Source organism: uncultured Succinivibrio sp. (genome assembly GCF_902756765.1).
Lineage (GTDB): Bacteria > Pseudomonadota > Gammaproteobacteria > Enterobacterales > Succinivibrionaceae > Succinivibrio.
The window spans coordinates 14,432-38,608 of sequence record NZ_CACVSS010000023.1 but is presented as its reverse complement, the minus strand read 5'-3'; the positions used below and the strand labels follow the sequence as shown (position 1 = coordinate 38,608).

At 39.3% G+C, this 24,177-nt stretch carries 16 protein-coding genes and 1 tRNA gene; 16 read left to right on the top strand and 1 reads right to left on the bottom strand.

Going from position 1 to position 24,177, the window contains the following annotated elements:
• Window positions 1-523 precede the first annotated feature (523 nt).
• From QZU45_RS05145 to QZU45_RS05075, 15 genes are all read left to right on the top strand, one after another.
• Entirely contained in the window at window positions 524-1,483 is a 960-nt protein-coding gene (locus QZU45_RS05145; RefSeq protein ID WP_295352436.1) for an ATPase, T2SS/T4P/T4SS family, read from the top strand.
• A gap of 136 nt (window positions 1,484-1,619) precedes the next feature.
• A complete protein-coding gene (locus QZU45_RS05140; RefSeq protein WP_295352433.1) occupies window positions 1,620-2,075 on the top strand; it encodes a TrbC/VirB2 family protein in 456 nt (151 codons plus the stop codon).
• Between the two features lie 194 nt (window positions 2,076-2,269).
• On the top strand, window positions 2,270-2,569 hold the full coding sequence (locus QZU45_RS05135; protein ID WP_295352430.1) for a VirB3 family type IV secretion system protein: 300 nt from the start codon (window positions 2,270-2,272) through the stop codon (window positions 2,567-2,569).
• Between the two features lie 2 nt (window positions 2,570-2,571).
• Complete coding sequence (locus tag QZU45_RS05130; RefSeq protein ID WP_295352427.1) at window positions 2,572-5,070, top strand: hypothetical protein; 2,499 nt, start codon at window positions 2,572-2,574, stop codon at window positions 5,068-5,070.
• Entirely contained in the window at window positions 5,058-5,744 is a 687-nt protein-coding gene (locus QZU45_RS05125) for a VirB8/TrbF family protein (RefSeq protein WP_295352424.1), read from the top strand. The genes QZU45_RS05130 and QZU45_RS05125 overlap by 13 nt, the downstream gene beginning before the upstream one ends.
• Window positions 5,737-6,681, top strand: coding sequence for a P-type conjugative transfer protein TrbG (gene trbG / locus QZU45_RS05120; RefSeq protein ID WP_295352421.1), 945 nt, complete (start codon window positions 5,737-5,739; stop codon window positions 6,679-6,681). Before QZU45_RS05125 ends, trbG begins: the two co-directional genes overlap by 8 nt.
• Window positions 6,682-6,684: 3 nt before the next feature.
• Window positions 6,685-8,076 carry a TrbI/VirB10 family protein gene (locus QZU45_RS05115; protein WP_295352418.1) on the top strand — a complete coding sequence of 464 codons (1,392 nt, stop codon included), beginning with the start codon at window positions 6,685-6,687 and terminating at the stop codon, window positions 8,074-8,076.
• The gene (locus QZU45_RS05110) at window positions 8,051-8,821 is read left to right on the top strand and encodes a hypothetical protein (protein WP_295352415.1); all 771 of its coding nucleotides are present in this window, start codon (window positions 8,051-8,053) and stop codon (window positions 8,819-8,821) included. The genes QZU45_RS05115 and QZU45_RS05110 overlap by 26 nt, the downstream gene beginning before the upstream one ends.
• Before the next feature lie 14 nt (window positions 8,822-8,835).
• Window positions 8,836-9,741, top strand: coding sequence for a type IV secretion system protein (locus QZU45_RS05105; protein WP_295352412.1), 906 nt, complete (start codon window positions 8,836-8,838; stop codon window positions 9,739-9,741).
• A gap of 62 nt (window positions 9,742-9,803) precedes the next feature.
• Entirely contained in the window at window positions 9,804-10,535 is a 732-nt protein-coding gene (locus QZU45_RS05100; protein ID WP_295352408.1) for a dihydrofolate reductase family protein, read from the top strand.
• 112 nt (window positions 10,536-10,647) lie between these two features.
• A tRNA-Ser gene (locus tag QZU45_RS05095) sits at window positions 10,648-10,737 on the top strand.
• Window positions 10,738-11,371: 634 nt separating this feature from the next.
• A complete protein-coding gene (locus QZU45_RS05090; RefSeq protein WP_295352405.1) occupies window positions 11,372-14,992 on the top strand; it encodes a hypothetical protein in 3,621 nt (1,206 codons plus the stop codon).
• 222 nt (window positions 14,993-15,214) lie between these two features.
• Window positions 15,215-15,712, top strand: coding sequence for a type III secretion system chaperone (locus QZU45_RS05085; RefSeq protein ID WP_295352402.1), 498 nt, complete (start codon window positions 15,215-15,217; stop codon window positions 15,710-15,712).
• Between the two features lie 499 nt (window positions 15,713-16,211).
• A complete protein-coding gene (locus QZU45_RS05080) occupies window positions 16,212-17,270 on the top strand; it encodes a TAXI family TRAP transporter solute-binding subunit (protein WP_295352399.1) in 1,059 nt (352 codons plus the stop codon).
• A gap of 9 nt (window positions 17,271-17,279) precedes the next feature.
• Window positions 17,280-18,470 (top strand): sodium/glutamate symporter, encoded by a 1,191-nt coding sequence (locus tag QZU45_RS05075; RefSeq protein ID WP_295352395.1) that lies wholly within the window; start codon window positions 17,280-17,282, stop codon window positions 18,468-18,470.
• A 90-nt stretch (window positions 18,471-18,560) separates the two neighbouring features.
• Here QZU45_RS05075 and QZU45_RS05070 read toward each other — a convergent pair whose 3' ends face one another.
• Window positions 18,561-19,274: a hypothetical protein gene (locus tag QZU45_RS05070; protein ID WP_295352392.1), complete on the bottom strand. Its 714-nt coding sequence runs from the start codon at window positions 19,272-19,274 to the stop codon at window positions 18,561-18,563.
• A 442-nt stretch (window positions 19,275-19,716) separates the two neighbouring features.
• Here QZU45_RS05070 and QZU45_RS05065 point away from each other — a divergent pair, with 442 nt between their 5' ends.
• On the top strand, window positions 19,717-24,099 hold the full coding sequence (locus QZU45_RS05065) for an EAL domain-containing protein (RefSeq protein ID WP_295352389.1): 4,383 nt from the start codon (window positions 19,717-19,719) through the stop codon (window positions 24,097-24,099).
• Window positions 24,100-24,177: the final 78 nt, after the last annotated feature.

Genomic DNA, 24,177 nt, shown 5'->3' with positions numbered 1-24,177 from the left:
GTCCAGTTTTCAAAATTTGCCTTATCTTATTTTTTAAACTTTTGTTGTTTGGGAGGATTATTTCATTTTTTTATAAGTCTATTCTATGTTTGTGCGCTAATGCACTGAAATTTAACAGAATCTAAAATACTGTATTTTATTTTATAATACTATATTATACAAAGTATCTTTACAAAAAATAGTTAACAAAAATAAAATTTGCCTAAAATTATCAAAAGTAGTAATTATTACTATTAATATTATTACGTGAACGGTTGCTTACACCATGCAGTCCTAGGCTCTACTTCTATTAAGCCATTTTCTATTAGTCAGAAGCAATCTGAGAAAAATTGCATATTTTTTGGTTACTTAGAACAGACTTAGAATCATAACTCCTCTGTATATTCACTTTTACAGCAGATCACGTCTTAGAAAAATTTCTTTTTCCTTTAATTTCAATGCACAATTCGGAATTCTCACAAAAAATGACACCCTTACGTGCAGGGCCATTTTTTTGTGCATGATAATGTTGCCCGAGGTAAAAATGAACACAGACCATACAAGGATTAAAGAAAATCTATACAGATCTTTATATGAAGGTTTAGGTGACAGAGTTGTAAGTGCTCTTGATTCTGGTTTAGTTGAGGAGCTGATGCTTAATCCAGACGGAAGATTTTTTGTGAAGTATACAGATGGCACCATTGTGCAGGATGAAAACTTTACAAAAGCCCGTGCGGAAATTGTAGTCAGAACTATAGCCTCGCTTAATGACAGAGAAATTGATGAGGAAGCTCCAATGCTTGAGTGTGAGCTTGAACGCTTTAGTGCAAGATTTTCTGCACTGATGCCGCCCTTATCAAGAGGAACCAGTTTCACCCTGAGAGTTCTCAAAGCCCTGAATCTTTCCTTTGATGAACTGCTTTTAAGCGGCTTTATAAAGGATAGTCAGGCCAGAGCAATAAACTCTCTTATAGAGAAGCGTAAGAATTTTCTGATCTGTGGTCAGACGGGCTGTGGCAAGACCAGTTTTATTAACTCGATCCTGAATCGGATTACAAAACTTGATCCTGCCTGCCGCATTATTTGTATTGAAGATACTCCAGAACTGAAATTAAGTGCAGATAACTGTGTAAATCTTTTTACCTGTACAAAGACTTCAATGAGTGATCTGGTCAGGGCCTCCTTAAGATTTAGTCCTGACCGTATCGTGGTAGGCGAGATCCGCTCCATTGAAGCGTTAGATATGATTGATGCCTTTTCAACAGGACATAAGGGGGGAGTTGCATCTATCCATGCAGGTTCAGCTCTTCAGTGTCTGGACAGATTAAAGCTTTTAATCTCCAGACATCCTTATGCTCCGGCAAAAGGGATAGACGAGCTTATTGCTCTGTCTTTAGACGCGGTCATTGTTTTGGGAAAACGTCCTTATCGTCATGTAGAGAGCATAGTGCTTGTCAAAGGATACTCGAACAACGCTTATGTACTCGAGGAAATTGGAATTTAGTGCGTTTAACGTTCTGATTCCTTTGCTAAACGGTTTAATTGATGGATTTTTTCAGATTCCTTTACATAAAAACAGAAATATTAAACCGGATCTGAGCGTTCCTTCTGACGATAAGACTCCTTTATTGAGGTATGAAATGAACAGATTTTTAATCACCCTGGTTGCTCTGGTTTCCCTGTGTGCGGTTTTTACTTCCGCCTATGCGGCAGATACAGCATCAAGTGCAGTTCTTCCCTATGAGGACTGGCTTAAAACTATTCAGAAATCACTGACTGGACCGGTAGCCTTTTCGGTTTCCATTATCGGCATTATCTCCTGTGGTGTTACTCTGATCTTCACAGGCGGGGAAATCAACCGCTTTATGAAAACTCTAGTTTATCTGGTGTTCGTGATGACTCTTCTGGTAGGAGCCAACAGTTTTATGTCCAGTGTCTTCAATGGTGCCACCCTGGCTAAATCCGGCAGGGGAGAACGTATTGTCAACAGAGTGTTCTCCGACTATTCAAGACAATGTTCCCTGAAGCATGTCAGCTCAGATTTTAAGTTTCTGAATTTCTGTTCTCCTGTAGATGAGGATAGGGCTCTGGCCTGATTAAGAGTGAAGTAATCTTTCTGTCGTGGCTTTTATGCACAGAGTTGGTTTCATATATGCGTATACATGAAGGCAAGTCCCAAATATAGCAGGTTGGCGTTCTGCTTGCTTTCTATGCGGGGCATTTTATCTGCTGTGTAAGAGTACTGCGGTATATGCTGTTTTGTAGAGTTTTGTCGATCCTATAGCTTTTCATGAATAAAAAACATCAGGTTTATCCGTCATTATTAAGAACACATACGCTTTTTGGTGCAGAGAGAACTCTGTTTCTGCTATGGCTGATGCTGTGTATGCTTGGTTTTATTCTGAATATTTCACTTTTGGGGTCAATTGAGACGCTTCTGATTATGTTTGCAGGCTGGGCCGTTATTGCGCATATGACCCGTAGTGATCCTCTGTTCAGACAGGTATATGTGAGAAATATCCGCTATAGATCTTTTTATCAGGCTCAGGCTTCTGAGTATTCAAAGTATCATCCAAAATATAACCGCTGATTATGCTTCTTGTTTCGTCTTTTATGCTGTCAGGTGCGCTCCTGATTGCGCTTTGTATTTGTCTTGGTTTAGGAATATTTCTGCCCTATAAGAAATTTTCCAGAAACTACAGTTTTACTGATCTTCTGGACTACGCTATTTTGGGCCCGCAGAATACGGTGATTCTCAAAAACGGTGCTCTGATGAAGTGCTATAGAATTACTCCAGAATGTACATCATATTTATCGGAGGAAGCTCTTGATAAACTGCATTCGATGATTACGGGAAGTATTCGCAGACTTGATAAGTCTTACATCTTCAACTGTGATGTGATTCGTTCAAGGAATACTTCAGCCAAACCTAATAATGGTGAATTATTTTACGGCTCTACTGAGGCCAAACGCCTGTATGAGAAAAGGGCAGAGTTCTTTGAGAAAAATACCACCTATACAAATGAGTTTTTTCTGAGTTTCACTAAGCTTGGCTGCAACCTTGAGACAGCTGACATTGAGTCTGTGTTTCGTGGTGACAGTCACTTGCCCCAGAGATTTTTAAATACGGTTAAGACCTTTAATCAGGAGTCTAAAAGCTTTATTGACGGCTTCTCTTCCTTCTGTGAGATAGAGGAGCTTGGTCTTAAAGAGAAAGCTGTGTCCTTAGAGAACTCTTATTTATGTTCCACTCTGGCAGCTAAGAGTAAACTCACTCATGAGACGGTTAATTATCTTTTGAACTGTATAAAAGGAGCAAAGACAGAACTTTCCTGCCCTAAAAAAGCAGCGCTTTTGGATCTTATGCTTTCTTCTGATGATTTTATTCCGGGAAACTGTCCAAAGCTTGGGGATAGATATATTGCTGTCATAAGTATTGACGGCTTTCCTCTGGTTTCTGATTTTGGAATGCTAAGAGCCTTATGTGCGCTGCCTTTTGAGTTTCGTTTTTCGAACCGTTTTATTTCCTACTCAAAAGTTGAGTCCTCGCTTAAGCTTGCTCTTTTACGACGTCTGTGGATTCAGAAGCGTAAATCTTTTTTATCTATGCTCTCATCCTCTTCTGATTCAGCTGTGGACAGAGATGCCGAGGAGATGGTGGAGAATGTGGATGAAGCTCGTAAATCCATGTCTCAAAAGGCGGATAATTTCGGAGCTCTATCGTCTACGGTGATCATCTTTGATGAATCTGTCAAATCACTAGAGGAGAAGGCCAGACAATGTCTTAAGCTTTTTGAATCTTTAGGCTTTGTTGGCAGAGTTGAATCTTTAAATGCTACGGATGCATACCTTGGCTCACTGCCTGGCCACAGTATCGAGAACTTAAGACGTGCCATGGTTTCTTCTGAGGTTGTGGCAGATCTTCTGCCTCTGCACAAAAACTACAGTGGGGAGAATGTCTCTCCTAATCCTAATTACGGTGAAAATGCTCCTTATCTCATGAAGGTTGTTTCTAAAGCTCATGAGCCTGCTTACCTTAATCTGCATGTAAAAGATCTTGCCAACTGCCTGGTGGTCGGACCTCCCGGCTGTGGTAAATCTGTATTTTTAGGGGCCACTATTTTAAGCCTTTTAAAATATGACGGCATGAAGATTTTTGCTTTTGACAAGGGGCAGTCTTTCTATGCCTTAAGCCGTTTTTTAAAGGGAAATCACCTGAGTCTGGAAGAGGCCTCATCTCACAGGTTCTGTCCTCTACTGGATCTTTCCTCTCCATCAAAGATAAGTGCGGGAGCTTTGTTTGTGGAGAAACTGTATGAGTACAACGGGAAAACTCTAACTGACGGGGAGCGACAGCTTATTTTCAGAACGGTTGAACTATTATCACAGCAGTCTGAACAGAGACATTCTCTGACGGATTTTTACAATCTTTTAAATAATAACGAGCTCAAGCTTAGCCTTCGTAATTACCTTGTTTCGGTAAATCCTGACAGTCCTCTGGATGGTACGGACAATCCGGACCTCAATTCTGCTCTGACGGTTTTTGAGTGTGGAAGTTTTTTTGAGCACGGCAATAGAAATCTCTATCCGGTTCTAGACTGCATCTTCAGTTTAATCAATTCAGAGATCCAGAAGGTAAAAAGCTCAGCCATCATTATTGATGAGGCCTGGCTGATGCTATCTAACAGCTATTTCTGTAAGCAGCTTCTTTCCTGGATTAAAACCGTGAGAAAGCACAATACCGTGGTTATTCTTGCGACTCAGTCGGTAAATGACTTTGCCCGCTCAAAGCTGCTTGAGGATATTCTTGACTGCGTTAAGACCAGAATCTATCTGCCAAATGCGGATATTAAAAGTCCTGCTCTTACGGAGCTTTACTCAAGACTTGGCCTTAATGCGCCGCAGCGAGAGGAAATTTTTAAGGGTATACCTAAAAAAGATCTGTTTTTACATAAGGATGGGAATTTTATGCAGTTTAATCTGGCTATATCAGAAAGCGAGCTTAAGCTTCTGTCCTTTGTGGCTAAGGACAGAGAAAAGCTCGATATGCGATTTAACAGTGAGGGAGGTGATTTTATATGGGAACTCTAAGATCTTTATTTAAGAGAAAGGAGCATAGAGACTCCGTAACTCTGTATACCTTTGCCTCATCTGGTTACATGAGAAATGTTCTTCCGCTGATTATGGGGTTAGGTGGTATAGCGCTTGGCTTTGTCTCGCTTGGTTATCTTCTGATGCTGCATAAAGAGCCTCAGGTTATCCCCTATATAGTCACAGTAGATAAACAGGGCAGTGTTATTGCCTCAGATAGACTTCAGAGTTCAAAGGAAATTCCCGAAACAGCCCTGGCCGCTTTTATGTGTGACTTTATAGAAAAAGCATTCTCTATGTGTCAGGACAGCTCTCTTCAGAGAGAGTATATCCGCAAGGTTTATTCCATGGTGGATCTGGAAAGTCAGGCCCGTCGCTATCTTGATGGCTTTTATAACGACTCGGAGCTGTTCAGATCTGGAGGTAACCTTCTTGCAGATGTAAAAATCGATAGCGTCTCACGACTTTCGGATAACAGCTTTCAGGTGGACTATTCTGTTATAACCCAGAGATTAGAGGAGATAACAGAAAAGCACTTCAAGTCCGTTTTAAGCTATAGAATCGGCAGCATCAGCTTTGATAATGTGGAGGAGATAAGACTTAATCCTCTTTCAGTTCTGATCTATGAGATTAGAACCTCAAGAAAACTTGTTAAGGAGATGAACCATGAATAAACAGAATGTGCTTATGCTTTCTCTTTGCTTCTCCTTTGCCGGTATTGCCTCGGATGGCAGTGAATATGGTGGTGAAATGTCTTATCTTGATGAGCGTGATCTTAACACCATACAGAAACTTGAGGCTTTGGACAGAAGACAGGTTTCAGCTCAGGCGGTGTTGCCAGGACAGGTAATATTTACCTATGGCAGCGGAATTCCTACCGTGGTCTGTGCTTTGTTTGAAATAACGGATATCTCCATGGAAAAAGGCGAGCGCGTTTTTACCGTTCAGCTTGGAGATTCTACCCGCTGGCTTATCGACAGTGCAGTATCCGGCAGTGGAGCTGACAGAACCGAGCATATTGTGGTCAAAGCTTTGGATAACGGACTTAAAACCTCCCTTATCATAGCCACCAATCGCCGTACCTATCATATTGCTCTTAAATCATCACAGAAGGATTTTATGCCGGCGGTAAGCTTCAATTATCCTGGTCATAGTCTGAAACTTAATCCTTCTCAGTATGAAGACTCAAGATCAGCTCAGCGCTTTGACTATTCTCTTGCTGACAATAGGGAGTCATCACCTGGTATTTCTACAGTCTCCTATCAGTATGGAACAAATGAAAACAGCAGAACAGAAGGGGGGATTTCCCCAAAAGGCCGCAACTACTCCTATTCTGTAGAGGGAGATGATTCGCTTCTTCCTCTAAACGCCTTTGATGATGGGGTGAATACCTATATACAGCTACCATCTGAATTTCAGCGCAATGATCTGCCTACAGTCTTTAGAGTTACCAGTGACGGGCTGCCTCTGTTAGGAGATGAGAAAACAGCTCTTTTAAACTTCCGTGTTGAGGGACATACCTTTGTAATCGACGGTGTCTATGAGCATCTGCGTATTGTCAGTGGCTCTGATGACAAGTCCGTGTGTGCGGATATTGTAAGGGAGGTCTAGTGTATGTTTGACAGAATCAGAACAGGTCCTTTATCCAAAAAATGGGGCTATCTCATTACCCTCGGAGCTGCTGCCTGTATCCTTATGATAGTAATGTCTGGTTATATCATTAAATCTCAGAATAAGAGCGCGGTTAAGTCTGGGGAGAAAATGTACAGTGTAGAGACCAACCTTAAATATGCTGATAAGGTAGCATCGGGGATCGCAAGAAATCTGTCTTCAATAGATGATAGGGTAAAGAGTAAATACGATACTGAACCATCAAAATATGATGCAAAGGAGGTATTCTCCGATAATTTAAAGGAAACTGATGTCTCAGTTTCAACGTCACTGACGCCAAAACAGAAGACTGTTCCTTCACCTGGGGAAAGCATGGATACGGAGGATTATCTTAAGGAATACATAAAGTACAGGGAGAAGGGTAATCTTTTAGACAGAACCTCAAAAGCAGAGGATTATTCCTACACAGCAGAGGCTTCTGCAGAAAGGATAAAAGAGAGAAAACCTAAGGAGAATGAACTCAATCTTAACCGTGCTGCAGAATATCGTAAGGCAAAAGCTGCTCCCACCAGAGTGGAGCTGCGTTTTAACCATGATGAGACTGCAGTTTCTGTAAAGCCTGTAAATGATGCATCTTCATCTCATTATAGTAAAGGTGAGCCTGATATTTTTACTGCTTCTGATGACAGGCATTCATCTTTTGATAAGGCAGAGCAGACTCTTTCCAGATATGAGGTCTTTGAAAGGGAAAACTTTACTCTTGAAAATGAAGTGATAAAGCCTAAGACGCCTTTTGCTCTGATGCAGGGGACTGTCATTCCAGCGGTTCTCTCCACCGGCATCAATTCAGAGCTGCCTGGACAGATAAGCGCTATGGTAACCCGTGATATCAGAGACAGTATCCGCGGCAGATTCCTGTTAATACCTAAGGGATCAAAGCTTTTAGGTCAGTATGGTTCAACTGCCGCATTCGGAGCTCAGCGTCTTTTTTTAGGCTTTAACCGTATTATTTTTCCTAATGGACATTCTATCAATATAGGTTCAATGCCGGGACAGTCTCCTGACGGCTTTGCTGGTTTTGAGGCAGATGTCGATAATCATTTCTTCAGGATCCTAAGCAACTGCTTTTTCCTCTCCTCAATAACCACAGCAGCATCATCAGTCCAGCAGACTTACGGAACCACATCAGGAGCCGGAACTCTATACACTACCCAGGCAAGGGAGCTCTCATCCGATGTCACCGAAGCCTTGAGCCGAATCATTGAGCGTAACATCAACCTAGCTCCAACCCTGAAGGTTCAGCCTGGCTATAAGTTCACCATATCTCTTACCAAGGATATCTTTTTCAAAGAACCTTACGGAGTTAATCATGAAGAGTATTTTATTAAATACTAATTTTATTATTCTGTGTCTTGCAGGTTATCTGCTTATTAACATTGCAGCAGCTCAGTCTGGCGGAATTTCTCACAGTCAGGGCAGTGAGATGATTGAAAAGCTCAATGCCACCTATAAGACACTTAAGGCCTGGTCAGAGGATAACAGCAGTAAGGCTAGAAAACTTGAATCCTATTTTATAAAGGAGAACTCCAGAGAGGAGAGTAATTCCAGCTTTCAGTATAAGGATGCCTGGAAGTCCGTTCAGGAGCTCAATCAGAATTCCATGCTGCTTTTAGAAGCCAGCTATGCCTTTGCCAAAAATACAGAATCGGCAGCAGGCTATTCAGAGGATTCCATCAGATCAGAGGCCTGGCTTAAGTGTCTTAAAAGTGATTCCTGTAATTTCAGAAAGCTGAATCAGATGATTGATAATGAAGCACTATCAGTTTCAGCTCAAACAAAAGAAAAAGCCATAAAGACTCAGCAGCTTTTGCTTGAAAGCATAGACAAACTCAATGAATTCTCCATGCAGTCCGAGGAATCACTGGGGCTTAATGATTCTATTGATACGCTATCAAAAGTAAATGCTACTCAGGCTAATGCTCTGGTGCAGCTTACCGCTCAGATCTCCGATCTCAACAGAATTTCTTCAAGTGAAATTACCAAGAACCACGAAAAGGAAAAGATAAAAGAAAAGGCAGATGAGCTTTTTTTACGTAATGATAATAATACAAAATCACGTCATCTGGATGTGACTATGTAGTTAAGGTGAGCTCGGTGAAACTCTTACTGCTATCCCTCATTTTTATATCAGGTTCAGCATCCGCTGTTGAACTCAATGCGGATGGAATATTAAATTCTCTGATAGACGAGTTTGTCTTATGTGTGAATGACAGTGCTGTTCCTATTCATAAGGCCGCCATGAGGCTCTTCTGGTTTTTAGTTCCAATGAGTATGGTTATGACCGGTATACGCTGTGCTTTTAACGGCGATATGTCGGAGTTTTTCTTCTCTTTAGTTACAGGAGTACTCTTTACCGGTATCTTCTTCTATCTTCTGAGTAATGACTATGCTATAGGCAAGTCGATAATTGATTCCTTTGTAACCATGGTTGATAACGGGTATATGGGACCGTCAGAGCTTATTGATCTGGTGTTCAACATAGACCGGCAGATCACTAATCTTACCACCTCAAATGTTTTGGGGCTTGTATCTAAGGTCCAGATCATTGTCTGTATGATTGTTTTTTCGGTGGTGATGTTTTTTGTAATACTGCGCTTTGTAAGTATTTATCTTACCGCTCAGATTTTATGCATAATCGGAGTGTTTGTCCTTGGCTTTGGAGGTCTTAAATCAACCCGTCATCTTGCGGTGAATTATCTTAAGCTTCTGATCTCAAAAGGCCTTGAACTAGTTACAGTTCTTATCATTATCAAAGCCGGATGCAGGATATTGAACGATGTGATTGAGGCAACCAGACTTTATGAGGATGGTATGAGTGTTTTAAAACATTCTGACTGTATGGTGATGATATTTATCTCTCTGTTTATGTATGTTCTATCCAAATCACTGCCTCCGGTTATGTCTTCGCTGATGTATGGAACCAATGGTTTTGAGACTGGGGCCGGAGGAATTTCCTTAAAGAAATACAGATTTCTTGTTAACAGAAATCCAGGTAAGTAAATTTTTTCTTTGAGTATTCTTGTATAATCATAAACAAGGTTAGTCTTCTTGAGGATTTTTATATGGTTACCACTCCTTCCCAGCGAGTCATCTGTCTTATGGAAAGTTCTGTCGACGGACGTATTGATGAGTCCAGATGGTCTGTCCTTTACAGTGAAAAAGGGGAAGGTGATCCTGATGTTTACTATGAAACTCAGAAAAAAATCAGGGCAGATGTTTTTGTATTAGGGGTAAACACTGTAAAAAGACATCACTGTTCAGATGAGTTTCACTCTGATACTCATACTAAGGTTGAGAATCCTGAACCTTTTCTTGGTATCCGTACTCACAGCAAGATGACCGCAGTATTTGACTCTAAAGGTTCAGTTGCCTATAAAGACAATAATCTGGGCCACTCTACTTTAATGGTTATCCTTGGAGAGGATACCTGTTCTCAGGAATATCTTGATTATCTAAGAGAGCGTGAAATCTCGTATACCTTTGCAGGAAAGGATGGTAATGATCTTCGCAGAGCGTTAAACAGTCTTTATTCTGATTTTGGGTTAAGAAAGGTTCTTTTAAGCGGTGGAGGTAAGCTTAACGGTTCATTTTTAAAGCAGGGCCTGATTGATGAACTGTATCTTGTGATTTATCCTGGTGTTGATGGTCTATCTGGTGTAGGTTCAATCTTTGAGTACGAGGGAAAAACTGATGAAAAACCGGGGATGGGACAGTCCCTGGAACTTATATCCTGTGAGGTGGTCAGGGCAGGAGTTGTTAGACTCAGGTACAAGTTCCACTTCTATTCTTGTTAAGTCTATTATTCAATTTTTTAAATTTCCCCAGATCAACCGGTTTTTTTGATGATCTGATGTGGTCAGGCTCTTGCAAATTACAGATTTTTAAGTAAAATAACATCGTTCACATGGTGAGATGTCCGAGAGGCTGAAGGAGCACGCCTGGAAAGCGTGTATACGTTAACGCGTATCAGGGGTTCGAATCCCCTTCTCACCGCCACTGCACCTTAGGGTGCTTTTTTTATGTCTGTTATTTCTTCTTATTGTTTTCCTTTTCTTGTTTAAATCTCTGGTATTTCAACCGACTTCAGCTTAATAGGTAGGTAAGTAAGAAGCTGTCCTCTCCTTATGCAATTGTACCGGTTTTACATGAATATCCATGTAACCGTAGAGTTTTTCTCTAAATATTCTGATCCCGTATGCTCTGTTCTGTAGATGGATTAAAAACATGATCTTAATCTCATAATTGGCAAATATATATAAAAATCCATTTTAAGACTACATTTTTTAAAAATATACCTTATACTTTTAGCTATGTTTTTACTGTTTATTGTTTTTTTTAACACATAAAAAAAATGTTAAAAACATATAGATAAATAAATGTGGTTAAGCTAAAAATTGTTAAGCGATATATATAAACAAGAAAAAATAACTTTTCTTTTGAGCTTACATAATTCTGTCAACTATATTTATTATTAGAGATTTGAAATGCTTGTCGTGCAGCTGAATGAAATCTTTAAACTGAAGATTTTGTTTAAAGTTATTTTCTGCTGCGCCAGATATATAGATTACATAACTGTAGAACTTTATTGGAGCCCCTCTGCAGTTTGTTTTTTTTTTAGAGGATTGGAGTTATGAGCGATATTCATGCAAGATTAAACAGCCACAATCTTACATTAGATGATTTTAAGAGAATCGCCAGTGAAAGTCAGGATAAGGCAGAAATCCGCATCAGAAAGAGTGACGGTACTCTGAGTAATACACCTCTTGGTTTTATCTCAAGAAACATCGGCTTTTCTCACTCTCAGTCCAATAATGAGGTTACTCTTGCCTTCTGGTCGGCACTTATAACTAATGATAAGTATGCTTCTGTCAGCAACAATCTTCGTCGCACTTTAACCACTATGGTTAAAAATGGCGCTGCACTGACGCCTTCTAAAATCAATGAAGCTATAAAATTGGCTGATAATCTGCTGAATGCACATAACAAGGCAAAGGCTGTCACTGAAAAAGCGGTAGAGAATGCATTAAAAAATAAAGTTATTACACAGTCTCAGGTTGAGTCATTTAAGAAGTTTTCACAGGATTTTGCCTTTAAACATATATCAGCAAAGAATGATTTTGTTGAAATCGACATGGATGGAAACAGCGTAGACGACTTTGTTGATAATGAGAAGACTTTCCTAAAGAGAGTGCTTAATGATTTTTATTCCAGCAGAGATCCTGACTATTTTTCACAGGGTAATGCTTTTGGTCTTGATGTGTCTGAGTTCAGAAATCCGACTGATGCTAAAAACGTAAATGACTTTCTAAGGAATCTGTTCCCTGATCTTACAGGAGAACATGGTAGACAAAGAGTAATTGAATTTATTAATGGTGCTTCTTTTGCCACAGGCAACGAAGAACTTCCAAAGGGCAGCAAATCTATAAATGATCTGTTTAAAAGAGCGGCAAATGTTAATGATCCTGCCTGTATGTCTGCTTTAAAAATAATGCCTAAGGAGGAACTGGATAAGCTTTCAGCATGTCTGCTAAAAAAGGGAAATGATCCTGCCAGAACCCGTGAAGATCTAAGCAAGATGCTGGTTGCTGTAAACAATTTCTTTAAAGCAAACTCTGAATTCAAGGATAGTATGTATTTCTTTGGGAAGAAACTCAGTCATGCTATGGATGCTTTAATCAAGTATTATGAAAAATCATCAGTTCCAACCTCATCTTCGCTGTATGCTCTTTCACAGGAACTGGCTATCGATTCATTCATAGAGGATATTGAAGATGTCACTTTTGGTCTTCCTTTATGTAGAAAATTAGGTCTGGAGCCTTATGCTGTAAAAGCCCTGCTTTTACAGCCTGAAAACCGTAAGGCCATAATTGAGGGATATAAAAACGTAGAAGGTGATTTTTACTCACATATAAAAGAAAAGCTTAGTGATCTTGCACAAAAAAATGCTCTGTTTTTGCGTAGGTTCAGTAACCTTGATATGTATTCGGATAAGATCCCTTCTGCCTGTGTAGTTGGAACATATATAGACCGAGTCATAAAAGAGCTCCTAAAGAAAGAGCCTGATGTCCCTACAATTCTTGAAAATATAAAGGATGCTGAGAAGTCAATTGAGCGTTTTTTTGTTTCCGGCAAAGAGACTTCTGCCGTATTGAAAGAGGTTATGAAACTACTCGATATTTCCTTAAGTATCAATGATAGAAATAAACTTCAATCAAAGCAGAACCAGACATACATTCTGACACTGTATCAGGATCTGATAGAAATAAAGAAGAATGGGGCAGATCTTACCTTAAAGGATAAGAAGGATCTTGAGAAGATTGATGAACTTCTTCTGGCTCTTTTAAACATTCTGACCGCAGATTTGGATGAAGATTCTCGCGTTGATCCAGCATCAGTCAAAGCCAGTGGAAATAATATCGAGCTGAAGGAAAGTTTGCTTGACAATATTCCTGGCAGTAAAAAAATAAAGCGCAATGCTTCAGATGTTGAAATTTACAGCGCACAGCAGGCGATTTTAAACAGTCCTGAACTTAATGATGATAAGAAAAAGACTGCCATAAGTCTAATCAAGCTGACTAAATGTACAGATATTGCCTTTATCAAAGGTTTTGTTGATGTCAACGATAATCTTGCCACAATCCTTGATGTGTTTAAGAGCAACTCTCAGCAGAAAATAAACAGTATAGTCCTGCAGCTTTTGGAATTCGGAAATAAACTTTTAAATACAGAAACTCTGCTTGCAGGTTACAGTAAGGAAGATGTTGCTGATTTCTACTTTGATGCCATCATTGCATTATGCGATCAGAAGTCTCTTGAAAATCTTAATGGAGGTTTAAGAGATAAGTATACAAAAGCTGTTCTTGAGATAATCAATACACTGCAGGCAAAGGAAAAACAGGCAGATCCTTCAGCTCTGGATATAGCATCTCATGTCAAGTTCAGCTACACTGAGGCAGTGGATGTTCTTCTTAACAACATCAATAAGCTTGGAGAGAAGGTGGCAGCTAAGCTGAATATTCAGAATCCTCAGCCGCTATTTGACCCTGATGCTAAGCGATATCTAGGAGAGATTCCTTATCAGGATAATCTTCCTGATGCGTTTGCAAAGCTCTTCAGGTTAACCTTCAAACCTTTTGACAAGGTGATGGTAGGCTTTAATGAATTAAGCCAGGAAAAGAAGGATGCAGTAAAGGACTTTATTTACAATCTGAAGGTGCCTGTTTCCGACAAGGAGCCTCTGAAGAATGCCGGAGCCTATGGTGAGAATAAGATTTTTGATTACAGCTATATAAACGAAAACGGTGAAGCTGTTGACGGTTACTGGAGGCTCGAAGACCTGATGAGTCTGATAGGCCAGAAGGCAAAAGAACTGTCTGAGCTTTTAGATCAGAGTGGAGGAAATCCAACACCTCAGCAGGTTTGGGGCGTTCTTCATGGAGGTCAGGCCCCAGCGGATCTTAACTTTGATAATCTTCTGAATAAACTTGCTATTCAGCTTAACGAGGAAATCGATGCATTAGGCAAGCTTTTAGGAAAGAAGAATTTTGATCCTTTAATGGTATACGGATCTTTAAATCTAATAGGCATCAATATTACAGATTACATAAAAAAACTATCAACAGCCGACAAGGAGGATGTTGTCTTTGAGCTGAGTGAACAGAATGGAGGTCATGGGGTATTCCCTATAGACTGTATTAATGGTTATCAGTTTAAGGACGGTTCAAGTGATTATGGCTTTGGAATTGATTTCCCTAGAGCTAGAAATCCACAGGGCGTAACATCTGTTGAAGGGTGCAAGATTACTCTGCAGACCGGAAATAATAAAGAGAAGATCTTCACTGAAAAAGAGAGCTGGAATACGGGAGATCTAAACGGTAACAAGAAATACACTAGCAATATGGCCAAGGAGATTAGAGAAAGTCTCGGTAACATCTCCGACCAGCAGCTGTGTGGCGTTGGATTCTGTATTACCCAGGGTATACAGGCTATACTGCATGAGGCTCCTGTTCTTTACTATAATGTTGCGGAAGGAGCAGAGCATACCGCACTTGATCATACAATCAGAAAACTGGATAACGGCAAGATTCAGGTAACAGTCAATGAGAAACCTGGCACAGCCTTCTTCAAGTTCCATATGGTACTGGAGGTTGATGTGAACGGAGTGATTAACTGTAAAGAGGGTAAGATTTCCTTTGCATCATTGGAGAAGATTCAGAATTACAAGAAGGAGCATCCTGAGGTTGCAATCTGATAAATCCTCGAGCTGCTTATGCAATATCTCATGGTTAATCCCGAAACTTTGACGGATTAACCAAAAAAGAGAGTTTTCTGAAGGAATTATTGGGTATCTGTTGAAGTTATTGAATTAAAATCTTGAACTTTATATTTTGTTGTTTAATTTAATATGTGTTCGACATATACCTTACACTGTATTTAAATTTGAAATTGTTGTTAAAAAATTAAGGATCAGCTGATGAAAAGCGAAGAAGTAATTGAGAAAATCAATGAAGTTACCGGACTTAATCTTTCATTAAGTGAGTCCAATGCGGTTAATTTTATTTACGATGAGAGAAATGTTCTACTGCACTTTGAGCCGGAACTTGGTGTATGTATCATCTACGTAGAACTAACCACCTTGTCCCCTGGTGCTGTTTCTCTGGTATTACCTCGTCTTCTTGAGGCTAATTTCCTGTTTTCACAGACCAGCGGTGGTGCTTTGAGCTATTTAAGCTCCACTCATATGGTTTCCATGAACTTTATGTTTCCTTTTTCTGAGGAGTCGGATTCAACTGATTTTATAGGCACATTAAACCGAGCTCTGTCGGTTGCGGATGAGTGGACAAAGAAAGTTAACGATATGAACAATGAGGCAATGCAGTTTAGGTCAAAGCGACTGCAGAACCTGATTAATGGTGTAAGCGATAATCAGTCACAGCCTTTTAGCAATGGTTATAACTTCATGCATTTATAAAGATTTTTGCAGATTCAGATGCCGTCAGGAATGAGAGCCTTATTTCTCATAATTCATCAGTTCAAATGTAACTCTGCAGGATTTTGGTATAAGCTAAGACCTGCAGCATTGTCATGTAGCCTTTATTTGAGCCGTGATGTGCTTTGTACATGCGCAGGTGCGTAAGCTTAGATCCTTTAACTGTTTTCCAGCTGCCGATTCTATTCCTTCAGAACAGATCCTTTCAGATATACTCGGCAGTCCTAATTTTGTATTTTTGAAGCAAAATCGAATTTTTTATCACGTTTATTATGATTTTTGTGTGATCTCAGATTATATCCGTCAATTTGAAATTACCTATCCTCCAAAGGTTTTCTTATAATTTTTAAAGAGTTGTTATTTTTATATTTTCTTTTTTCGTAGGAAAACATTTTAAACTGAAATCTTTTGCTTTATTTTCTTTGCAAGTCTCCTTAAGGGGATTTTTCATAGTTCTAAAGCGTTGGTCTGAGAGTATTACATGAAAAGAATATTAGTATTGATTGTCTGCGGTCTGTTTCTTACCGGCTGTCATGATGATAAAACCCTTAGAGTCGGTGTCGGAGCTCCTGGCAGCGATTACTATGAATATACGGTTAATCTTAACAAGAAACTTGAAAAGGCCGGAGCTGACCTGAGATTAAAGCCTGTTTATACAGCTGATTCGGCTTCATCCATCAGACTTCTGAATAATGGGATTCTCGATCTTGCTCTGATTAATGCATCTGCGCTGGATACGGCTCTTGCTGTTGTTGCCAGAATCAATCCCGCTTATGTTGCCAGCAGTGTCAACGAAAAGAATTATGATGTTATAAACGATGGAGATGAAGTTAATATCTATAACTCAACAGTTGCAGGAGTTTATGAACAGACTCTGCATGCAATTGTAAGAGCAGATTCACCTTATGAGGATATATCTGATCTTGCAGAGAAAACAGTAGCTGTCGGCAGTTATGATTACGCTGCCAGAACAGTTTCTTTCGGACTTTTAAAGGATCATGGCATCAAGCGTCCTGCAAGAAAGCTTGTGGCAAAAACTCCAAAAGATGCAATTGAGCTCTTTAAAAACAAAGGGGCTGAGGCCTTGTTTCTTTATGACTCAGTTCCATCCGGCTATGTTTCTGAGCTTTGCAAGTCTATGAAAGTTAAATTCCTGCCTATAGTTGCAGACAGATTAAAAATCATAACCAAGTATGAGAAGTCTCTTACTGCTACCTCTATTAAGGCTAATCAGTATGTGGGGCAGAATAAGTCTGTTGGCGCAGTCAGCATAAACATTCTGCTTCAGGCTCATAACGGTACCTCTGATTCCGCTATTGAAAAACTCATGAAAGTTATGTTCGAGCCGGATCTTAACTCAAATGGTGATGAGGTAAAGTCTCTTGACAGGGAGGCTCTAATATACGCAACCGAGCCTAAGCTTGATCTGAAGTTTCACCCTGAGGCAGCTGATTTCTATCAGAAATACGGATTTACGGTTAAAGAGACCGAAAATTTAAAACCTCTTTTTGATATTCATATTGTGGCATCTCAGGACTAAGGAAAGAAAATGCTGGAAATTGTTAATCTTAATATGTATGAGACAGCAGGCTTAGCTGTGATGGTGCTATTTCTTGGTGTTTTTATCAAACAGAAGATACCTTTGCTTGATGAATACTGTATTCCATCTCCTGTTGTAGGCGGCCTTATTATCGCACTTGTCAACTTCTGTTTTTATCTTGAAGGTGTGGTGTTTATCACCAGTGAGGCTATAGAAAAGTTTTGCATGGTGCTTTTCTTTACCTCTGTAGGTTTTCAGATAGACTTAAGTCTGATTAGACGCAGTATTTCTACTTTTCTGATTCTGTTTTTAGCTATTATTCTTCTTATAATTGCTCAGAATGTTCTGTGTCTATCCTTTTCTTCGTTATTTAATCTGGATTCACTGACAACCTTTACAGCAGGCTCTATTTCTATGGCCGGAGGCTTTGGTATCACCGAACAGTTTGGTGCTTTCCTTGAGGATTTAAGACTTGCAAATGGTCAGAATATGTCCTTTGGTATGTGCACCCTTGGTATTATTGTCTCAGGTCTTGTAGGTGGTCCTCTAGGACGTCATCTCATATTAAAGTACAAATTAAAGCCAGCTTCAGAAGAGATTTATTTAGAAAAGAATTCCGATTCTGATGACTCTGATCTGCCTTTTGCAGCCAAGCTTGCCAAAGCCTCATATCAGATGGCATTTGTAGTCGGTTTAGGTGTAGCAGTATGTGATTTTTTCAAAATTTTCGGTGCTACTGTTCCTTATTACATCGGCGCGATGCTGATTGCTATTATTCTACGTAATCTGAGTATAAAAACCAAACGTTATCATTTTTATACCAGCGAGATTAACTATCTCGGCGGTTTAAGTCTTTCCATGTATCTTGCTATGGATTTTATGGGGTTAGCAATCTGGCAGCTGAGTTTCCTGAATATGATTCAGGTAGGAATATTTATCGCTCAGCTGATTCTTCTGCTGTTCTTTGCCTTCTTTATGGTCTATATTCTGACCGGAAGAGATTATGATGCAGCGGTACTCTCTGCTACTTCAATCGGTTTTGGTATGGGCGGACCTTCAAGCTCTGTGGCAACACTGATGGTGCTCACAGGCAAATTCGGTTCATCCTTTAAATCATATCTGCTTTTCCCAATTGTAGGTTTTATGCTTGCAGATCCGATAAACAGTATTATTTTAAGCATTTTCATGAGAATGCTCTGACAGACTGACAGAGACATTAGTATAAAAACAAAACCCGCTAAATGCGGGTTTTGTATTTGACTTGTAGCTTGTAGAGAATAAGAAGTAGTCTTATGCCAGCATAAACATACTCTGAGCTATCATCACGTTAACCAGCTCTGGCTCTTTTTTTTCTCCAGTAGTCCCCGTAGTTTCACTATTACTGCTGCTAGAAGTCCCTGGTCCTTTTGCTGAAGCGAGTATAATCTGCTTAAGCTGTGTTTGAACATTAGGATCTGTACTCAGAGGTTTACTCTGTTCATAATTCTTCTCGGCAGTGATATTTGAAACAGCTAGAGACAATGCACAGGATTGCTCCATATCAGGGGAGAGCTGAGCTGCTTCATCTGTAAGATCTTGACTCTCTCTTAAAGCCTGCATTACAACATCCAGAAGCTGTGTCTTCATAAATTTTTTCAGGTTTTTGGCATTGTTAATAAAGTCGTTGATAGAATCTCTTAGTACCACTGTAGTAATATCTTCAAGCTTAATGTCATAGCACATCCACAGAACAGTAGTATCACTGTCATAGACAAGTCTGATGTTATTGAACCTGCCTGAAGAGACCTCAGATGCAAGAATCATCTCAAAGAGTTCCGGGAAAGCCTTACTTTCTGAACCTAGTCTATCAATGCGGTTATAAATCATCAGGGTCTGTGGTCTTATGCACATGAAAAGATACCCAAAACCAGGGATTGGACTACATGACAGCGGATTGCCACCAAACTTGGCAATTCTAGGTGAGTCCAGTGAATCTAACATTCTGTCGATACTTGGTGCATCCATATATGACTGGATCCTTATTTTTGAAAATTTATGCGCATATATAAAAACTTTTAGTTTAATTCTAGAAGGTGTAAATCAATTCGGCCATAAAAATTCTTTAAAAATAGGGCATTTCTTAAGAAAAAAATTAAAGAAATGTAGAGTAGGCTGCACATCCTCATAACGAACAAGCTTCAATGTCACCGCTATCTTTTTGGGGGATAGTAGTTCCTGGTTTTTTGATATACGTTTGTTTTTTAGAAAAAAAAATGTAATAGCCTACTAATAATTGGCATTAAAAATGATTTAAATATCTTTTTGCAGTTACCATAAAAAAGGTTCGATTATGAACTAACCTCATGTTATTAAATACTTCAGTCCCTTTAGCAGTCTGAATCCTCCGAAAGAAACAACTGTGAATACATGAGAAAAGATTAAAGATAAAAATGAAATTGAGGTTTTGATGAATAAAGCAATTATGCCTCCTGTTTTTTCTCCTGCTCCTGGAAGTGGCGGCAGTCGGCTTATACATTCCCATGTTGCCTCAGCAGGTTATGACCAGTTAACAAATCTTGCCAGTATCAGAGAGTTTCAGTTTTTAGCTCCTAATTCCATTGATGAACTCAATTCTGCTGGAAAAGTCCCTGCAGTTGTATTTTTCGATCTTGCAGGCATGAAAGCCTTTAATCTTCGTTATGGCTTCGATGAGGGCGATAATCTTTTAGTCTGTTTTTCCAATATTCTGATCTCCAAATTCAGTAGATGTAACTGCTGTCGTTTTGGCAGTGATCAGTTCGCGGTTATTAGTTCAACTGATAAAATCGAGTATGAATTACAAAGTATTTTCTCTGCGCTTACTCAAGCTAATTCAGGAAAGACTCTTAACGTAAGAGCCGGAATCTATGCGTTATCTCATATTGATGAGAATATCATTTATGCCATAGATAAAGCTAAAATGGCGGCTGATATCAACAAGTACTCTATTGAATCAAGTTATACCTGGTTTAATGAAAAGATGAGCTCTGACTATCTTCTGAAAGAGTATATTATTTCTCATCTTGATCAGGCTATTGAGAGAGGGTGGATTCGAGTTTATTTTCAACCGGTTATCAGAACACTTACCAAAAGAATCTGTAGCTTTGAAGCTCTTGCCAGATGGGATGATCCTACATACGGATTTCTTCAGCCGGGGCAGTTTATCTCAGTTTTAGAGAACAACGGTCTTTCCTTCAAACTTGATATGGCTGTAGCACGCCGCACTGCCGAGATTATTCGTACCATGCTTGATGAAGGGAAGAACGTAGTTCCTGTTTCTCTGAACTTTTCAAGATATGATTTTATATTAGGCGATCCTGTCAGCAGTATTGATGGTCTTCTAAAGGAGTTTAATCTTCCAGCAGACTATTTTGTTGTTGAAATTACTGAATCTACTGTTATTAAGGATTATGCTCTGATGCGCAGCATGATTGAGAGATTTCACGAAATCGGCATTGAAGTCTGGATGGATGACTTCGGTTCAGGTTACTCATCCCTTAATGTTTTGAAAGATTTTAATTTTAATGAAATCAAAATTGATATGGAGTTTTTGTCCAATCTGAACCAGCGCTCTCAGATCATTATTGCCCAGACAATTCAGATGGCAAAGAAACTTGGAATTCATACTCTTGCAGAGGGAGTTGAGACTGAGGAACAGATTGAATTTCTAAGTAAAATAGGTTGTGAAAAGCTTCAGGGCTACTATTTTGGTGCTCCAATGAGCTTTACTGATATTTATCCTTATATTGAAAAGAAAGGCTTGCTTTGTGAAAGTCGAGAGGCTGCATCTTTCTTTGATCAGGCAGGTCTGGTTGAGATGTCAGATAATATGCCTACTGCACTGTTTCTTTATGGTAAGGACAAGAAATTTGTGCTTTTGCGAGAGAATGACGCCTACAGGGATATTATCACGTCAGATAAGATTTCCGATTCTGATGCCATTAGAATAAACATGAACTCCTCTGATTCTGTTTTAAGTAGAAAATTCAGAAACCTTGCCAAAAGAGTAATTGTCAATGGGGATGAGGAGAAGATGATTTTTGTGGACAGAGGTCGTTATTATCTGTTTTCCTTTGAGCAGGTAGTAAAAAACCGTAACTACTCTCTGCTGTTAGCCCATATAGATGCAGTTAACTATGATTTTGCAATGAATCAGAATAAGCTGCTTGACAATACTCTTAGAAATATCATTTCCGTCTTTGACAGTATTTACCTTGTGAATATGAATACTGATTCAAGAACAGTGCTCTTCAGTGACATTCCTTCTGAGAAAAGTGGAGATGTTCTTTATGGCTTAAAGCAGTTTTACTCCAACTATTCAGTCCGACATATTTATCCTGATGATCTTGAGCGCTATCGTCAATTTACGACTAAGGATTATCTGGTAGAGAGAATCAATAAATATAATCGTGGCTTCTATGAGGATTCTTTCAGAATTAAAAAGGCTGATGGTAACTATGAATGGAAAGATTTCATTATTGTCACTGTACCTGAAACAGATAACAAGGAGATGTTTGTCTGTATCAAGGCTTCTTCCATGGGGTATCAGGAGGATATTGTTTCGACTGTAAACCGTTATTTTGGCTTTGATAATAATTCATCCTCTGGAGCTTCTGTTGCTAAGGATGCTCTTTTATGGCGAACCATGATGGAACAGAGCCATGTGAAGTTTTTCTGGAAAGACGCTCAGCGTCGTTTTGTAGGCGTAAGCAAATCTTTCCTTGATTACTTCAATATCAAATCCTTTGACGAGATTAAGGGTAAAAACGATGAAGAGATAGGCTGGCATACCAATAATGCTCCATACAGACAGGGTGAGCTGAATGTTCTAAAAAAGGGCCAGATTATCCGAAATTCAGATGGAGAATGTATTGTAGATGGTGTATTGAAACCTATTTCCTCAACAAAGTTCCCAATCTACAAAAAAGGTAAAATTGTCGGGCTGATGGGGTATTTCATTGATCTATCCGAGAAAGAGAATAATGATTCTGTTCAGGATTCAAGATTTATTGATCCGGCAACCGGTTTTATGAATTCCAGAGGTATTCTGCTTGCTCTGTTTGGAATGGAGAATGAGCTTCGTGATCACAACCGTGACTATACCATAATTCTCTGCGAGGTTACTGCGGTTACAATGCTAAGACGGGAATTCGGTCTGGCTTTTTCAGAGAAGGTCTTAAAGAAAATTGCTGAAAAAATTAAATCTGTATTCACGCCTATGACTTCTTTGGGACGACTTCAGTCTGGCAGATTTATCATCTGTTACCGTGACAGCTATGACAGACTTTCAAAACTTCTACAGAAGCTTAAAGATGAAATCAGTAAGATTCGAAAAGTAGATTCTCATAAATGCTCTTTGACGGCAGATCTGGGTATTGCTAAGGGCTCTGAAGCTTCAAATTCACAGAAGGTACTGGAACTAGCCTCCAAACGCATGAGATCAAGTCAGGGAAGATCCTCCTTAAAGAACATTTCTCAATTTGATCTTCATGCTGATTTACCTCTTCCTTATGCTCTGGTTCATCCAATTATCGAAGAAGATAGAGTTATTGACCTGCAGTATATGTATGTAAACAGCAAATACTGTGAAATTGCAGGAAAAACAATGGAAGAGCTGAAGGGGCATACCTACAGAGAAAATTTTCCTACTGCTGATGTTCAGTGGATACAGTTCACCAAGCGAGCCAGCTTGGGAGAAATAGCTTCTGGCAGAGTATTCTCAGATACAGTTCATCACTGGCTGCAGTTCTACTGTTCACCTGCATCAAAACCAGGCTGCTGTGCAGTAATGTTTACCATTATTGATGAAGATAAGAAAAATTACGACAGACTTACTCGCGGCAAGACCACGGATGATTGTATTATCAGAATTGCAAGAATCTTAAACAGTGAGACTAACATAAAAGTTGGCATAACCAAGTCCTTTGAATGTCTTGGCAGGGTTATCCATCCTGATAGGTTGTTTATTTTTGATATCGATGGATGGGTGGTTTCAAGAACTCTTGAATGGTGTCGACGAGGTATTGAATCAAACATATTCTCCCGCAGAAAATTTGATTATCATGCCATCAGCTACTGGGAGAAGATACTGTTTAATGAATCCAGTATTGTGGTTCATGATACTGAAGTGGTTGCTGAATTCAGTCCAAAACTCTATGCTTTCCTAAAGAAGCTTAAGATCAATAACTTTATTGCAGCACCTCTTTATAACGACGGTAAACTTTCAGGCTATCTTGTAGCAGAGAACTATCGTGCAGATGAACTGGTCGATACCAGACGACTATTGGAAACAGTTTCCTACTTCATTGCAGATCGAATGGCTTTAAGCCTTTCTCTTGAAAAACTAGAACGATTAAGTTCACATGATTCACTTACTGGAGCTGGTAGCCGTAATGCTCTGTTTGAAAGAATTGCTGAACTTAAGAAGGTGTCATCTAAGCTTGGAATTGTCTTTGCTGATCTTAATGGACTTAAGCTTATTAATGATAATCATGGCCACGCTTCTGGCGATGAGGCAATTCGTGGAGCAGCAAATCTGCTTTTCAGATTCTGCGGAGAAAATAATGTCTATAGAAATGGAGGCGATGAATTTATCGCTATTATTCCGAATATTTCTATAGGTTCATTTGAATCGATTCGTGATAATCTTCTTGAGGCCTCTAAGATTGGAAATAGCGTATCCTTATCTATCGGGTTTGAATGGTGCGACGATTCTCGAAAGCTTGATGAATCACTTAAAAGTGCTGATAGAAAAATGTATGCAGCTAAGTCTGAATACTATAGTAATCACGACAGAAGACAAAGAGAGTAATTATATCTTTATAACGGCAGAAAATAAGCTCGTGTAAAGATAATCAGAAAGGTTTTCTGCAGTTATAATCTGAAGAAA

Bases quoted from the DNA above. Each gene is read 5' to 3' on its own strand.
- trbG (WP_295352421.1), top strand. From the start codon at position 5,737: ATGAATAAACAGAATGTGCTTATGCTTTCTCTTTGCTTCTCCTTTGCC.
- QZU45_RS05135 (WP_295352430.1), top strand. From the start codon at position 2,270: ATGAATAAAAAACATCAGGTTTATCCGTCATTATTAAGAACACATACG.
- QZU45_RS05065 (WP_295352389.1), top strand. From the start codon at position 19,717: ATGAATAAAGCAATTATGCCTCCTGTTTTTTCTCCTGCTCCTGGAAGT.
- QZU45_RS05125 (WP_295352424.1), top strand. From the start codon at position 5,058: ATGGGAACTCTAAGATCTTTATTTAAGAGAAAGGAGCATAGAGACTCC.
- QZU45_RS05100 (WP_295352408.1), top strand. From the start codon at position 9,804: ATGGTTACCACTCCTTCCCAGCGAGTCATCTGTCTTATGGAAAGTTCT.
- QZU45_RS05080 (WP_295352399.1), top strand. From the start codon at position 16,212: ATGAAAAGAATATTAGTATTGATTGTCTGCGGTCTGTTTCTTACCGGC.
- QZU45_RS05140 (WP_295352433.1), top strand. From the start codon at position 1,620: ATGAACAGATTTTTAATCACCCTGGTTGCTCTGGTTTCCCTGTGTGCG.
- QZU45_RS05090 (WP_295352405.1), top strand. From the start codon at position 11,372: ATGAGCGATATTCATGCAAGATTAAACAGCCACAATCTTACATTAGAT.
- QZU45_RS05075 (WP_295352395.1), top strand. From the start codon at position 17,280: ATGCTGGAAATTGTTAATCTTAATATGTATGAGACAGCAGGCTTAGCT.
- QZU45_RS05145 (WP_295352436.1), top strand. From the start codon at position 524: ATGAACACAGACCATACAAGGATTAAAGAAAATCTATACAGATCTTTA.
- QZU45_RS05070 (WP_295352392.1), bottom strand. From the start codon at position 19,274: ATGGATGCACCAAGTATCGACAGAATGTTAGATTCACTGGACTCACCT.
- QZU45_RS05110 (WP_295352415.1), top strand. From the start codon at position 8,051: ATGAAGAGTATTTTATTAAATACTAATTTTATTATTCTGTGTCTTGCA.
- QZU45_RS05085 (WP_295352402.1), top strand. From the start codon at position 15,215: ATGAAAAGCGAAGAAGTAATTGAGAAAATCAATGAAGTTACCGGACTT.
- QZU45_RS05130 (WP_295352427.1), top strand. From the start codon at position 2,572: ATGCTTCTTGTTTCGTCTTTTATGCTGTCAGGTGCGCTCCTGATTGCG.
- QZU45_RS05115 (WP_295352418.1), top strand. From the start codon at position 6,685: ATGTTTGACAGAATCAGAACAGGTCCTTTATCCAAAAAATGGGGCTAT.